Below are 14,038 nucleotides of genomic sequence, written 5' to 3'. Positions count from 1 at the left end.
TCAGCTCTCTATTGGACGAAGATCCGCAATCACCACACCATCACGAGGCAGCGCACCGGGCGCAAGCAGCGTAACATCGGCACGGAGTTTTAGGATATCTTGGACAGACGCCGCGATTGCATGGGCATCGCCGCCATCAGTCTCAACCTGTACCGCGATGTGATCGGCACCATCAGCGCGGGTGACCTCAACCCGGGCACGGGCGACATCGGCATGACGCGCAACAAGGGTCGCAACCTGCTCAGGCCGGATAAACATCCCCTTAACCTTGGCGGCTTGGTCCGCACGGCCCCGCCACCCCACAATTCTGCGGTTGGTACGGCCACAAGACGTGTCACCAGCAGTCATAAACGCGCTCAGGTCGCCGGTAGAAAACCTTAGCAACGGATTGTCGGGATTAAGGACAGTAACCAGAACCTCACCAATCTCACCCTCGGCAACGGGAGCACCCGTGCCGGGTGTGACGATCTCAACGATGACGTCTTCATCAATGATCATACCATCGGTGCAATCGCTGCTTTCGTAGGCAATCAGACCAGCGTCCGCCGTGGCATAGCATTGCCGACAGGTGATCCCACGGTCGGCATAAGCCTGGCGGGTTTGCGGAAATAGCGGCCCAGCAGAGACGGCAGCATGGGTAATCCGCGACAGATCGAGACCCAATTCAGCCCCTTTATCGAGGATCGTGGCCAGATAATCTGGCGTCCCGATATAGGCGGTCGTGCCAATCGATGCCGCGACCTCGGCCTGCGCGGCCGTGTTGCCCGGACCCGCAGGAAACACGGTCATGCCATGAGCGCGCGCCGCACTCTCAAACATCATCCCGGCCGGCGTGAAATGATAAGCAAACGTGTTTTGCACAACGCTGCCTGCCTCCACACCCATCGCACGCAGAAACCGACCCAAGCGCCAATAATCAGGTGCGAGGCCGCCGGGTTCGTAAATCGGCCCCGGGGATTGAAAAATATGGCTGACATTCTGGGCGCGCAGGGCACCCAATGGTGGGGTTACAGCCTGCGATGCGCACAATTCCCCCTTCCGTAACACTGGCAAAGCCGCCAATTCAAAAATGTCAGACATTTGTGCTGTTTCGGGAAACAGCGCGTGCAATTGGGCCAACTGCTCAGCCGCGCGCGCCTTGGGGGAGCGGACTTCCCGCGGATCCGGCATCATGACAACCACCGTTTCCGACGACGATAGCTGCGCACATCGCGAAAGCTTTTGCGCCCCTCTTCGGACATTCCGAGGTAGAATTCCTTAACGTCTGGGTTTTCACGCAGATCCGCTGCCGGGCCTTCCATCACGACCCGCCCGCTTTCGAGGATATAGCCATGATGGGCAAACCGTAGGGCCACGTTGGTGTTTTGCTCTGCCAACAGGAACGAAACGCCTTCTTGCTCATTCAGGTTCTTCACAATGGTGAAGATTTCTTCAACCAGCTGCGGCGCCAATCCCATCGATGGCTCGTCCAGCAAGATCGTCTCGGGGTGAGACATCAAGGCGCGACCGATTGCGCACATCTGCTGCTCACCACCAGAGGTATAGCCCGCCTGACTTTTGCGCCGCTCTTTGAGCCGCGGGAAATAGTTATAAACCATCTCCAGATCATCTTGTACCGATCCACGCCCCTCAGTCCGGGTGTAGGCGCCGGTCAGCAGGTTTTCTTCAATCGTGAGGTGTTCAAAACAGTGGCGACCCTCCATGACTTGGATCACGCCCCGCTTCACCAGATCGGAGGGAGAGCTGTCCTGTACCCGCTCGCCACGGTAGATGATCGACCCTTTGGTGACCTCTCCACGCTCGGAGTGCAGCAGGTTCGAGATCGCCTTAAGGGTAGTGGTCTTGCCCGCCCCGTTGCCCCCCAAAAGTGCTGTGATGCCGCCTTTGGGCACCGTGAGCGAAACGCCCTTCAGCACGAGGATCACGTGGTTGTAGATCACCTCGATGTTGTTGACCTCTAGCAGGGTCTCAACTGGTGATTTGTCCAGCATTGTGGTGTCCTTCCATCCGCAAATTGGACGGCGCTAAGTACTAGCGCCGTCCGTCACGAGGCCCTTAGAGGCAGCCCGGTGTGATGTTGTTTTCAGCGGCAAACGCGGCGCTGTCTTCTTTGATCAAAGGACCGGTCACGCTGTCATCGGGGGCGATGTAGTCAGTCAAAGCAACCCAAGTTTTGTCGATCGCGTTCCACTGCTGCACGATACCCAAACCGTTACCGCCGTGGTCCTGACAAGAAACCGAGAACTCTGGTCCAATGGCAGCCATGCCCAGCTCTTCCATCCGCGCGTTCGTGATGTTGAGCGTGGCCATACCTTCGCGCATTTGTGCGGCAGTAATGTCCGACACACCGCTGATTTCCTGAGCGTTTGCAATGGCTTCAGAGGCAAGCATCGCAGCGTACATACCACGGGTGTAGAGCACCGAACCAAGGTTTGAGCCGTCACCGGCAGCGTTGCCGGCATCGTGAACCAGCGACTTAATCTCATCGAACACGGGCAGATCGCCAACGCGGTTCATATTGAGCGATTTGTAGCCATTCGCGGCTTCACCTGCGGGTGTTACGTCATGCTCGGCACCGGCCCACCAGTTGCCAATGAAGTTTTCCATTGGGAAGTTGATGTTCGCAGCTTCTTGCACCGCGACCTGGTTCATCACGCCCCAACCCCACATCAGGACATAGTCTGGACGTTCGCGGCGAATTTGCAGCCACTGGGATTTTTGCTCTTGGCCGGGGTGATCCACGGCAAGTTGCTTCAGCTCAAAACCGTGCAGTTTGGACAGATCTTCCAGCGTGCGGATCGGCTCTTTGCCGTAGGCCGAGTTGTGGTAGAGCAGCGCGAGCGTTTTGCCCTCGAGCGATCCACCATTTTGCTCCAGCAGGTAGTTCACCATCACCGAAGCCGCGTCCCAGTAGTTCGCTGGATAGTTGAAAACCCAGTTGAACACTTCGCCGTTCGCCGCAGATGTCCGGCCATAGCCCATTGTGTGCAGTGGGATTTGGTCAACCGTCGCTTTGGGGATCAGCTGGTAGGTGATCCCGGTCGAGAGCGGTTGATAGATCAAAGCCCCTTCGCCCTTTGTGGACTCATAGCACTCAACGCCTTTTTCGGTGTTGTAGCCCGTTTCGCATTCGATCACGCGGATCGGCTCCCCACCGATGCCGCCGTCGCGTGCGTTCAGCAGGTTAAAGTAATCCTGATAGCCGTCGGAAAACGGAGTGCCGCCCGCCGCATAAGGACCTGTACGATAGCTAAGGTCGGGAATGACCAGATCCGCCAGTGCGGGCCCTGCGGCCAATGTCCCTGCCACAGCAGCAGCAATAAGTTTACATTTCATCAGATGATACCTCCCAGTTTCAATTGTCTGACATTTGGATTACCCCCGGTTGATCCGGGGTTTTATATTAGTAAGGGAAAGGCCAGCGCCGGAGTTTTTCCTTTGCCAAGCCCCAGATATGGGCAAGTCCATGGGGTTCTTTGATCAAGAAGAACATGATCAACGCACCCACAATGACGAGCTGAAAGTGCGCAACCAAATCGGTGGGCCAGCCCAACCAATCGACGCCCACAATCTTGAGAGCAACGGGCAACAGCACAAGGAACGCAGCCCCGGCAAAGCTGCCAAAAATCGAACCCAAGCCGCCGATGATAATCATGAACAAGACGAGGAATGACTTTTGGATACCAAAGGCCTCGCCCACTTCAACCGCGCCCAGATACACCGCGAAGAACAACGCCCCAGCGATGCCCACAAAGAAGGAGCTTACTGCAAAAGCCGACAATTTAGCACGCAGCGGGTTCACACCGATGATCTCAGCCGCGATGTCCATGTCGCGGATGGCCATCCATGACCGACCCACGGATCCACGGGTCAAATTGCGAGCGATCAGCGCGCACAATGTCACAAAGAACAGGCATACCAAGTACTGCGCCCACGCGGGCGATGCGGGCCCAGTCACGGCAAACCCAGCCACCAACCGTTCAGGCGCGTTAATCTGGCCCGAGGCGGAATAGTTGTAGAACCAGCTGACTTTGTTGAACAACCACACAAGGAAAAACTGCGCCGCCAGCGTGGCAACCGCGAGGTAGAACCCCTTGATCCGCAGGGAAGGCAGGCCAAACGCCGTACCCACGGCTGCGGTGATCCCGCCCGACAACAGGATGTGAACCAGGATGTTCACATCCGGGAACGAGGTCATCAATTTGTAGCAGGCATATGCACCCACTGCCATGAAACCGCCTGTGCCCAGCGATACCTGCCCGCAGTATCCGGTCAGGATGTTCAGTCCGATCGCCGCAATCGCATAGATCAGAAATGGCACCAGCAGCGCACTCGCCCAGTAGTCGGTGATGACGAAGGGAATGACGCCCCAAGCCACCATCATGGTCACCCAAAACCCAACCTTATCAAGCTTGAGCGGAAAGGTCTGGCTGTCGGCCACGTAGGATGTTTTGAAGTCTCCGGCTTCGCGATAAAACATGCTCGCCTCCTATACGCGTTCGATGATTTTCTCGCCAAACAGGCCTTGGGGCCGGAAGACGAGGAAGATGAGGGCCAGCACGTAGGCAAACCAGTTTTCAGTCGCGCCACCAAGGAACGGCGCACCGATGAGGTATTCGAACAGCTTTTCGCCCACCCCGATGATCAACCCGCCGACAATTGCGCCGGGGATGGAGGTAAAGCCCCCCAACATCAGCACCGGCAGCGCCTTGAGGGCGATCAGAGACAGTGAGAATTGCACACCTGATTTCGCGCCCCACATGATGCCGGCGACCAGCGCAACAAGCCCTGCAAGTGACCAGACAAGTATCCAAATGTAGTTAAGCGAGATACCGACCGACAAAGCGGCTTGGTGGTCATCTGCCACGGCGCGCATTGCCCGACCCTGTTTGGTGTACTGGCTGAACATCACCAGACTAATCACAAGGATTGCCGCGACGAGGGTCGCAACCATGTCCAGCTTGTCGATGAAGAAGCCATAGAAATCATCACCACCAAGACCGGCTGTGATATCCTCGACCCAGCGCGAGCCACCCTGAGGCAAGCCCACATCGAGCTTCTTGATGTCAGAGCCCCACATTAGGTCACCCATCCCCTCGAGGAAGTACGCCAACCCAATCGTTGCCATGAATAGTATGATCGGTTCTTGCCCGACAAGGTGCCGGAACACGAATTTTTGCACCATCCAAGCGAAGCAAACCATAACAACAAGCGTCAGTGCGATGGCCCCAAGAGCTGGCACGTTCCATCCAAAGTTATGAATATGCGTCCCGAATGTTGCGTTGATCAAATGGGCGAAGGGCACCTGCCCCGACATGATCCCGGTCAGCGTCAGCGCCCCAAACAGAGCCATAACCCCTTGTGCATAATTAAAAATTCCGGATGCTTTGTAGATCAAAACAAAGCCAAGAGCGACAAGCGCATAGAGAACCCCGGCCATTAGGCCGTTGATTAGAACCTCAATGCCATACAGAAAATCAGCCGACATTAGCATAGCCCCCCGATTTTCACGTCCATCAGATTAGTCATGGCTCACCCCCAGATAGGCGTCGATCACGGCCTCATTGTTGCGCACCTCTTCGGGCGTGCCGTCCCCAATTTTGCGTCCATAGTCCATCACGACCACCCGGTCCGACAGATCCATCACCACACCCATATCGTGCTCGATCAACGCGATTGTGGTGCCAAATTCGTCATTCACATCCAGAATAAAGCGGCTCATGTCCTCTTTTTCCTCGACGTTCATGCCGGCCATCGGCTCATCCAGCAGCAGCAAGTGCGGCTCTGCGGCCAAGGCGCGCGCAAGTTCAACGCGTTTTTTCAGGCCATAGGGCAAGCGGCCGACAGGCGTTTTGCGGATCGATTGAATCTCAAGAAAGTCGATGATCCGCTCAACTGCCGCGCGATTTTCGACCTCTTCGGTCTGGGCCTTGCCCCACCAAAGCGCCTGCGAGAACAATCCAGATGACATTTGACGAAGCCGTCCAGTCATCACATTATCGAGGACGGACATGCCCTCAAACAGCGCAATGTTCTGGAACGTACGCGCGATCCCTTGGCGCGCAACCTGATAGGGTTTGGTCGGCGGGCGCTTGGCACCGTTGAACCAAACCTCACCTTCCTGCGGCACATAAAAGCCCGAGATCACATTAAGCATCGACGATTTACCGGCCCCGTTCGGCCCGATGATGGCGCGAATTTCGCCCTCACGGATATCAAATGAGATGTCCTTAATCGCCTCAACCCCACCAAAGCGAAGGGTGATGTTGCGCAGGTCCATCATGACGCCGCCGATCTGACGACCGTCTGCTGTCACGTAGCCATCGCTTGGGGCAAGGGTTTGATTTTCAAGCATCATGCGACAGCCTCCAGCTTGGGAAAGACGTCCCCGTCACGGATCGAAAGCGTTGCGCGGATCGTGCCCTTACGCCCGTCTTCGTAGGTGACTTCTGTCTCGGTCGTGACCTCAGGCGCGTCGCTGTAAAGCGCCTCGATCAGGTCATCGAACTTTTCTGCGATCACGGCGCGACGAACCTTTTTGGTGCGCGTCAGCTCGCCGTCATCTGCGTCCAGCTCTTTGTGTAGCACGAGAAAGCGGTGGATTTGACATCCCGACAGCATTTCATCTTGCGCGACACTGGCGTTGACTGCATTCACATGCCCTTCAATCATCTCAAGCACTTGTGGGTGCTGCGACAGCTCTTGGTAGGACGAATACGCAATGTTGTTGCGCTCAGCCCAGTTACCAACAGCCGTAAGATCGATGTTGATAAACGCACAGCATCGGTCCCGCCCGGCGCCGAACACCACGGCCTCTAACACGTTGGGATAAAACTTAAGTTTGTTCTCAACGTATTTGGGCGCAAACATGGACCCATCCGACATGCGCGCCACATCCTTGATCCGGTCAATGATGCGCAGATGGCCGGTGGCCTCCTCAATGAAACCCGCATCGCCCGTCGCAACCCAGCCCTCGGCATCTTTGGTGGAGGCCGTACTTTCAGGGTTTTTGAAGTAAGATTGGAACGTACCCGGAGAGCGGTAATAGACCTCGCCGCTTTCGGCGATCTTGATCTCGACCCCAGGACTAGGAACGCCAACAGTGTCCGAGCGGACCTGCCCATCGGGCTGCTGCGTGATGAACACAGTCGCCTCTGTCTGACCGTACAGCTGCTTGAGGTTAATCCCAAGAGACCGATAAAAATCAAACAGTTCCGGGCCAATCGCCTCACCGGCGGTGTAGCCCACACGGATGCGGCTCATACCGAGGGTGTTTTTCAACGGCCCGTACACCATCACGTTACCGAGCGCATATTTCAGACGATCCCACAACCCAACCGAGGCCCCGTCCAAGATGGCAGGCCCAACACGGCGAGCGTGATCCATAAACATATGGAACATCCCTCGCTTGAAGCGACTTGCGTCCTCCATCCGGATCATCACCTGTGTCAGATGGCTTTCAAAAATCGCTGGCGGCGCGAAGAAGTAGGTCGGCCCGATCTCGCGCAAATCGCTTTGCATCGTTGCAGCACTTTCGGGGCAATTCACGCAAAACCCGGTCCAATACGCCTGCCCGATCGAGAAAATGAAATCCCCAACCCACGCCATCGGCAGATAGGCCAGAACCTCTTCGCCGGGTCCGAGTGTATCAAAATTAGATGAGTTTTGCGCCGTCTCAATGACGTTGCGGTTGCTCAAAACAACGCCCTTCGGCTTGCCCGTCGTCCCCGACGTATAAAGCATCACGCAAGTATCATCCGCCCCAAGGCCATCGCGCCGGGATTGCATGGATTTCACCATTTCATCCGATGCATTACGACCCTGCGCCTGAACATCTGACAGGCTCGTCATAGCGGTATGGTCATATTTCCGAAGACCACGTTTATCAAAGTAAACGATGTGCTCGATGACTGTGGTGGCGCCTTTGACTTCCAGCACCTTGTCCACCTGCTCCTGATCGCCCGCGATCACAAAGCGTGCGCCGCAATGCTCCAACACATAGGTCATCTCTTCGACCACCGCGTCTTGGTACAACGGCACGGGGACAGCCCCGATGCATTGCACCGCGACCATCGACCAATACAGCGCTGGACGATTGCGCCCGATGATCGCCACGTGATCCCCCGGCGCCACGCCAAGCGACAGCAGCCCGAGCGCTAGCGCCTCAATTTCAGACGCGGTTTGCGACCACGTCCAACTTTGCCAGATTCCAAATTCTTTCTCTCGATACGCTGGGCGATCCCCGAACTGGGCCGCGTTACGCGCCAGTAGATGGGGTATGCTCACGCCTTGAGACGCGTCTTGCGCAGACGTCATAATCGTTTCTCCTCCCGTCACGCGCGGTCATTGAGCGCCGCGTTTCGTGTGTTGGAGTCACAGTCTTGACGGGATTTTTCCGAATTCCAATACCCTTTTTGAATGTATTTTGAAAAATATTTAACTTGCTGTTTATAAATACAATTTAGGAAATCTCACATCCACCTAACTTAACGTAAAGGTCAGCTAACGCAAAGGATAAGAAACCGTGTACGAGAACGGACCGTGCTGCCTACTCCCGACGATCCGCACTGATCGCGTTCCATCGGATCGTCGCCGAAGCTAGGGTTATGTCACGCGCTTAGTTGCCCGATATTCCGGCGTATCCCACAGCCTGTTTTCAAGAATACCACAGAGCCGATCAACCGCCTGAGAGACATCATTTTCATCGATGTAAAGGGGGGTAAACCCAAACCGCATGATGTTCGGCGCACGGTAATCACCTATCACATCATGCGCAATTAACGCCTGAATGACAGCGTAGCCTTCAGGGTGGGTGAACGACACCTGAGAGCCGCGCAACGCCCCCTCACGCGGACTGACCAGTGTCAGTTCTGGGCAACGTGTCTCAATCTGATGGATGAAAACGTCACTCAGGCGAAGGCTGGCCGCGCGGATATCGTCCATATCGATGCCATCCCAAATGCGTAAAGCGTCCTCTAGGGCGGTCAATTGCATCACAGGTGGGGTGCCGACGCGCATCCTTTCAATGCCCGGAGCGGGTCGATAGCTCGGCTCAAACGCGAAGGGCGCGTCATGCCCAAGCCATCCGCACAGCACGGGATCAAGTGTGTCGATCAGGTCAGGACGCACGTAAATAAACGCCGGCGCACCCGGACCACCGTTGAGATATTTATAGGTGCAGCCAACAGCGAACTCACATTGAGCGGCGTGCAAATCCACCGGCACGGCCCCCGCGCTGTGCGCAAGATCCCAGACCATCACGGCTCCCGCAGCGTGTGCAGCTTGCGTAATCGCGGCCATGTCGTGCATCCGTCCCGTGCGGTAATCGACCTGCGTCAGCATCACCACCGCGACCTCATCCGTGATGGCGGCCTGAATGTCCTCGGGCGGTACAACGCGCAATTCATAGTCGCCAGCCCGCGACCGCAGCAGCCCTTCAGCCATGTACAAATCAGTCGGGAAATTTCCGCTATCCGATAGAACAACACGCCGGTTAGGGCGTAAATCCAACGCAGAGGAAAGCGCTTGGAAGACTTTGATCGAGAGTGTGTCCCCCATAGTCACACTCCCCTCAGGCGCGCCGATCAAACGGCCCACCATATTGCCTACGCGGGTGGGCTGGCCCATCCAATCGTCCTCGTTCCACCCCTTGATCAGGTGATCTCCCCACTGCCGCGTAAGCATATTTGCTACCGTGTCAGGGGTCGATTTGGGCAATGGGCCAAGTGAGTTTCCGTCGAGATAAATCATCCCCTCTGGTAGGTGAAAATGGTCTTTCATTGGCAACATGGGGATGTCTCCTTTAGAAGGCTACGCGCTAAGGATTTCGTTCAAAAGTGAGGACTTAGGGTCCGTCAACGCTTCGATAACGCTGAAGTGGTTGTGCCCGGGTTCAACAACGCACGTCGTCTGCGCCTCAAGCCCTGACCACATGGTATGCAGTGCCTCCGCCTGCCGGATGAATTCGGGCCGTTCATCGCCGCCAACCCAAGCAGTCATAGACGCACCGGACCGTGGCATACACAGAGCCGCGCTCTCAGCCGTTGCCTCATCCATGTCTAGGTTCAAGCTTGTGTTCAGCTTGGTCCAACGGAGGGGACGCAAATCGTGTAAGCCGCTGATTGAGACTGTATGCTCAATTCGATCCTGTACCTCTTGAGACAAAGGGCTATCGGCGCAAACCATCCGGCTCACGAGGTGTCCACCCGCCGAATGCCCGGCCAATCGTATGGGACCAGAAATCGCCTCTGCGGCACGCATAATTGCCGCCCCGATCTCGGCCGTCATCTGACCAACTCGGGCCTCGGGCGCGAGTGTATAGCTTGGGATGGCGACGGCCCAGCCACGCTCAAGCGCACCTTTGGCGAGATGGGTCCAGTAGCTTTTGTCAAACTTCATCCAATAGCCACCGTGGACAAAAACCATCAGCCCTTCGGGCGGGTGGGTAGGCCGCAGGATGTCCAATTCACACCGTGGAGCTGCGCCATAGCGCAACGTTTCAATGGCGACGCCACTGGCACGAAATGCCTCAGCCTCAGCGGCCCACTGCGCAGGCAGCGCTTCCGCCCCGGGCACGTAGGGCATGTTCGCATAGGCGTCATCCCAGTCGATTGCTCTCATTCTAGCCTCCACTTTGAGGGATCAACCATGGCGGTGCCCAGAGGGCGCTGCAACCAGAATTCCTGACCCTCTTCAGGACATCTTTACCAGTGTGAAAATATCCGCGTGACACACAGATTCTGTCACTGACCTACAGATCAATCTCAATCACGCCATCAGGCTCCGCCGCGCGGGACTGGCACAGGATCATAGCCTCTCGCCGCTGCGCGGCGGATAGGACGAAATCGCGGTGATCAACGTTACCCGCAATGACCTTGCAACTGCATACCCCGCATAGCCCGTCGCTGCATTTCACATCAACGGAAACGCCCGCCGCGTTCAGCGCGTCAGAAGCAACTTGATCGGCACCAACCGCGATGTCGCGCCCACTGCGGCTAAGACGCAGGGTAAACGGCGCGCGAGGGGCGGCCTCTACCTCCGGGACGGCGAAATATTCGAGATGCAACGCATCTTCCGGATAGCCTGCGTTGCGCGCGGCTTGCATCACGGCCTCCATATACGCGCCACTTCCGCAGGCATAAATATGTCCACCTTCAGTATATTGCAGTGCGGTCTTGAGGTCGACGCGCCCCCCTTCATCTGAAATATGCAGACGCACCTGATCGGCCCAAGGCGCGGCCTGTAGCTCAGGTATGAACCCCATTTTCGCACGGCTCCGCCCTGAGTATCGCAGTGTAAACGGCGTGCCCGCGCGGTGCAGAGCATGGGCCATGGGGATCATCGGCGTGATCCCGATACCTCCCGCCAATAACGTGAAGGATGCTGCACCCGACACCAGAGGAAAGTGGTTAATCGGGCGCGCCGCATACACCTGGCGACCCGTTGCAAAGATCCGATGCAACAGCTTGGAACCGCCCCTGCCCGCATCCTCACGCAGGACCCCAATTCGGTAGCAACTGCGATCCTCCGGGTCCCCGGTCAGCGAGTAAGGGCGCAGGTATTCAGGCGCGATCAACAGATCGATATGCGCCCCCGGCGTCCACGGTGGCAGCGGCGCGCCATCAGGGTCGCGCAGCGTGTAGGTGGTGATGCCTTCGGCCTCCGGCGTGGCCGCACTGACCACAAGTGGCAATACCGGGCTTTCACCGGTCGGGCGCGTGCGATGCAACACGCTTTCATCACCCCGCGCCACGGCGGCGATGTGGTCCTTTGCGGGGACCATCGCCTTGTAGGCGGCGATCCCGGCCTCACGATCCATCGGATCAGGATAGGGATAGGGATAGGGGTGTGCCGCAAGAGGTGCAGGATATACCGCAAGTGTCTGATCATTATGATCAATTTTGAGGTCTTTTTGCAGTCCACGTGCGTTCACCGCGTGTTGGGTCGGATGATACGAACCCGCCTCGCTCAACTCTAGGTCCCACCACCACTTTTTGACCGAATTCAGCCCGCCACGCCCCAATGTATCGTCGAGCTTGGCAAGGATCGGAGCCGCTTTGGGCACATTCATCGCAACTTTGCGGAAGGCCGCGTCGCGAAACAGGCCTTCAAGGTTCCACGGACAGGTTTTCATGCAGCGCCCACACATCGCCCCACCGGGCGTTGTCACCCGGTATGTCGTGCATTTCTGGCTATCGGATTTCCAAATCTCATAGCCATTGAACATCCGTTTAGGCCCGGCCGTAATCGCGCCAGATGGACATTCCCGCGCGCATTTATTGCAGGCCTCACAGAATGATTGCATCCCGAAATCAATGGGTTGGTCATGTTCCAAGGGCATATCCGTCGTGACCACACCCGATTTCAGACGCGGACCGAGAAACGGATTGAGGATCACCTCGCCAATGCGACTGACCTCACCCAAACCGCTGAGCAACAGCAGCGGCGGTTGTAGGACCTCACCATCCATCACCGTGTGCGCCTTGGCGCTATAGCCCAAGGCTCGGATTTGAGCAGCCACCACCCCGCCCAACAACGAAAACCGCAGGTAGGCGCGCATGCTTTGGGCCACCGCAATCCAATCATCACCGGACGACCCCTCCATCGTCTCATACCCTTGGTCGATCACCATTGAGATCGCTTGATCGTGGGGCGGATCAATCTCGGCCCCGCGCGCGTCGTGGCTATACCACGCCCACTCCGGACAGCGCGAAATGCCCACGGCATCAACACCCAGAAAATAGCTGGTCGCTTTGATCAACTCAGACGCGGTTTGCGGCGGCAGATCGGCTTGGACGGGCGCAGGCGTGCCGTCTTGCAGCAGGACAAACGCCCCAAGCGCTCGGCGTTGCGCAGCCGAGGGCGCCGCTTTGCGGACATAGTAGCCACCAGTTGCCGCCTTTTGCAGCGCCGGTCCCATATCGCCAAACTGGGCGCGGGCGAACAAATCGGCGCGCTTGGGGACACGCGGAATGTTGCGTTCATCCATATAGGTTGTAGGTCGGTCGACCCGTCTAAGCGTCTCAAACGGGTGCGCGCCGTCTTTGAAATCGCGCCGCGCGTAAGGGTCACGCGCCGCCTGCCCCGGTGCCGCCACGGTCGACGATGCCAACGGCACATCCGGCGTCAGTTCAAGCGTGGTCGTCACCGCAGCAAGGGCCAATCCATTCGGCAAAAACGGGTGGCGCAGGGCGTGCCCATCCCAAAGTGCAATACCCGACGCAACAGCCAGCCGATTCAAATCAACATCAGACGTGCTTTCGGTGTGGGCACGGGCATCCCACCCTAGAAGCCTGATATAATTCGCCAAAACGGTAGCCGTCTCAGCCCCTAAAAGCGCGGATCGATGGCGCTCTGCGCCCTTGATCCAATCCGTTCCAGCCTCATCCGCTCGTGGCGCACGGGGCTGGGCATAGGCAAACACAAGAGCAAACCGATGATGGGTCATGTCGCCCGGCGGCGTTGAAACGGACTCCTTAAGGTCGGCCATGATCAGGTCGATCCCCGCCGCAAGCGTCTTGGTCTGCCGCGTGCGCAGGGCCTCCGCCAAGGTCGCGACTTCGGGGTTTTGAATGGGATCGGCCAGATGATCCTCCGACCCCAAACGGCACACCCCCACAAGTGTCGCATCGCAAAAGGTTGCAAACGCCTTCAGGTGATCGGTGCGCGCAACTGGCTCCGCCGGAATCTCGGACTTGGCGGGGTTCGTCGCGCCGTCGCGGATGGCGTCCAGCATTGCCTGATGCTCGGCCATGGCATGAATGATCGATCCCTTCGGCCCCTCAAACCGCAACGCGCGCATCGTCGGCACGGCGCGCAAATCCACCGACCGTTGCTTGGGCAAACGTTCTGTCGGCAAAGCCCCCGCATGCAGCGGACGGCTACGATTCGAAAAAATGCGCGGCATCTCGGCCCTCCCTCCGGCACACCGTGACCCGGGCAGGACCTACGTGCAATGGGTGTTGCTTGTGTGCCGCAGGGGCAGCCGTTGGCCTAACCCAATCCTCCCCTGCGACGACTGATGTCTTGCCGCACACAC

At 57.6% G+C, this 14,038-nt stretch carries 10 protein-coding genes; all 10 read right to left on the bottom strand.

What is annotated here, in order from left to right; all coding sequences use genetic code 11:
- A complete protein-coding gene (locus tag PM04_RS01320) occupies positions 1 to 1,170 on the bottom strand; it encodes a phenylacetate--CoA ligase family protein (RefSeq protein ID WP_052068301.1) in 1,170 nt (389 codons plus the stop codon).
- Positions 1,170 to 1,991: an ABC transporter ATP-binding protein gene (locus PM04_RS01315; protein WP_038002888.1), complete on the bottom strand. Its 822-nt coding sequence runs from the start codon at positions 1,989 to 1,991 to the stop codon at positions 1,170 to 1,172. The genes PM04_RS01320 and PM04_RS01315 overlap by 1 nt, the downstream gene beginning before the upstream one ends.
- 64 nt (positions 1,992 to 2,055) lie before the next feature.
- Positions 2,056 to 3,336 (bottom strand): ABC transporter substrate-binding protein, encoded by a 1,281-nt coding sequence (locus tag PM04_RS01310; RefSeq protein ID WP_038002885.1) that lies wholly within the window; start codon positions 3,334 to 3,336, stop codon positions 2,056 to 2,058.
- Between the two features lie 67 nt (positions 3,337 to 3,403).
- Positions 3,404 to 4,480, bottom strand: coding sequence for a branched-chain amino acid ABC transporter permease (locus PM04_RS01305; protein ID WP_038002882.1), 1,077 nt, complete (start codon positions 4,478 to 4,480; stop codon positions 3,404 to 3,406).
- Positions 4,481 to 4,489: 9 nt separating this feature from the next.
- Complete coding sequence (locus PM04_RS01300) at positions 4,490 to 5,488, bottom strand: branched-chain amino acid ABC transporter permease (RefSeq protein ID WP_038002881.1); 999 nt, start codon at positions 5,486 to 5,488, stop codon at positions 4,490 to 4,492.
- A 33-nt stretch (positions 5,489 to 5,521) separates the two neighbouring features.
- Positions 5,522 to 6,358 carry an ABC transporter ATP-binding protein gene (locus PM04_RS01295; RefSeq protein ID WP_233486397.1) on the bottom strand — a complete coding sequence of 279 codons (837 nt, stop codon included), beginning with the start codon at positions 6,356 to 6,358 and terminating at the stop codon, positions 5,522 to 5,524.
- Positions 6,355 to 8,316 carry an AMP-binding protein gene (locus tag PM04_RS01290; RefSeq protein WP_038002878.1) on the bottom strand — a complete coding sequence of 654 codons (1,962 nt, stop codon included), beginning with the start codon at positions 8,314 to 8,316 and terminating at the stop codon, positions 6,355 to 6,357. The genes PM04_RS01295 and PM04_RS01290 overlap by 4 nt, the downstream gene beginning before the upstream one ends.
- 288 nt (positions 8,317 to 8,604) lie before the next feature.
- On the bottom strand, positions 8,605 to 9,780 hold the full coding sequence (gene kynU / locus PM04_RS01285; RefSeq protein WP_038003818.1) for a kynureninase: 1,176 nt from the start codon (positions 9,778 to 9,780) through the stop codon (positions 8,605 to 8,607).
- Positions 9,781 to 9,810: 30 nt separating this feature from the next.
- Entirely contained in the window at positions 9,811 to 10,620 is an 810-nt protein-coding gene (locus PM04_RS01280; RefSeq protein WP_038002876.1) for an alpha/beta hydrolase, read from the bottom strand.
- 130 nt (positions 10,621 to 10,750) lie between these two features.
- Positions 10,751 to 13,906, bottom strand: coding sequence for a 2Fe-2S iron-sulfur cluster-binding protein (locus PM04_RS01275; RefSeq protein ID WP_038002874.1), 3,156 nt, complete (start codon positions 13,904 to 13,906; stop codon positions 10,751 to 10,753).
- Between the last annotated feature and the right edge of the window lie 132 nt (positions 13,907 to 14,038).

Origin of the sequence: Thalassobacter sp. 16PALIMAR09 (assembly GCF_000765485.1) — a bacterium.
In the GTDB taxonomy this organism is placed as follows: domain Bacteria; phylum Pseudomonadota; class Alphaproteobacteria; order Rhodobacterales; family Rhodobacteraceae; genus Thalassobacter; species Thalassobacter stenotrophicus.
This window is presented reverse-complemented; position numbering and strand designations above follow the sequence as displayed.

What these genes read in the sequence shown, in the direction of transcription:
- PM04_RS01320 (WP_052068301.1), bottom strand. Translation starts at nt 1,170, where the DNA reads ATGCCGGATCCGCGGGAAGTCCGCTCCCCCAAGGCGCGCGCGGCTGAG.
- PM04_RS01315 (WP_038002888.1), bottom strand. Translation starts at nt 1,991, where the DNA reads ATGCTGGACAAATCACCAGTTGAGACCCTGCTAGAGGTCAACAACATC.
- PM04_RS01310 (WP_038002885.1), bottom strand. Translation starts at nt 3,336, where the DNA reads ATGAAATGTAAACTTATTGCTGCTGCTGTGGCAGGGACATTGGCCGCA.
- PM04_RS01305 (WP_038002882.1), bottom strand. Translation starts at nt 4,480, where the DNA reads ATGTTTTATCGCGAAGCCGGAGACTTCAAAACATCCTACGTGGCCGAC.
- PM04_RS01300 (WP_038002881.1), bottom strand. Translation starts at nt 5,488, where the DNA reads ATGTCGGCTGATTTTCTGTATGGCATTGAGGTTCTAATCAACGGCCTA.
- PM04_RS01295 (WP_233486397.1), bottom strand. Translation starts at nt 6,358, where the DNA reads ATGATGCTTGAAAATCAAACCCTTGCCCCAAGCGATGGCTACGTGACA.
- PM04_RS01290 (WP_038002878.1), bottom strand. Translation starts at nt 8,316, where the DNA reads ATGACGTCTGCGCAAGACGCGTCTCAAGGCGTGAGCATACCCCATCTA.
- kynU (WP_038003818.1), bottom strand. Translation starts at nt 9,780, where the DNA reads ATGAAAGACCATTTTCACCTACCAGAGGGGATGATTTATCTCGACGGA.
- PM04_RS01280 (WP_038002876.1), bottom strand. Translation starts at nt 10,620, where the DNA reads ATGAGAGCAATCGACTGGGATGACGCCTATGCGAACATGCCCTACGTG.
- PM04_RS01275 (WP_038002874.1), bottom strand. Translation starts at nt 13,906, where the DNA reads ATGCCGCGCATTTTTTCGAATCGTAGCCGTCCGCTGCATGCGGGGGCT.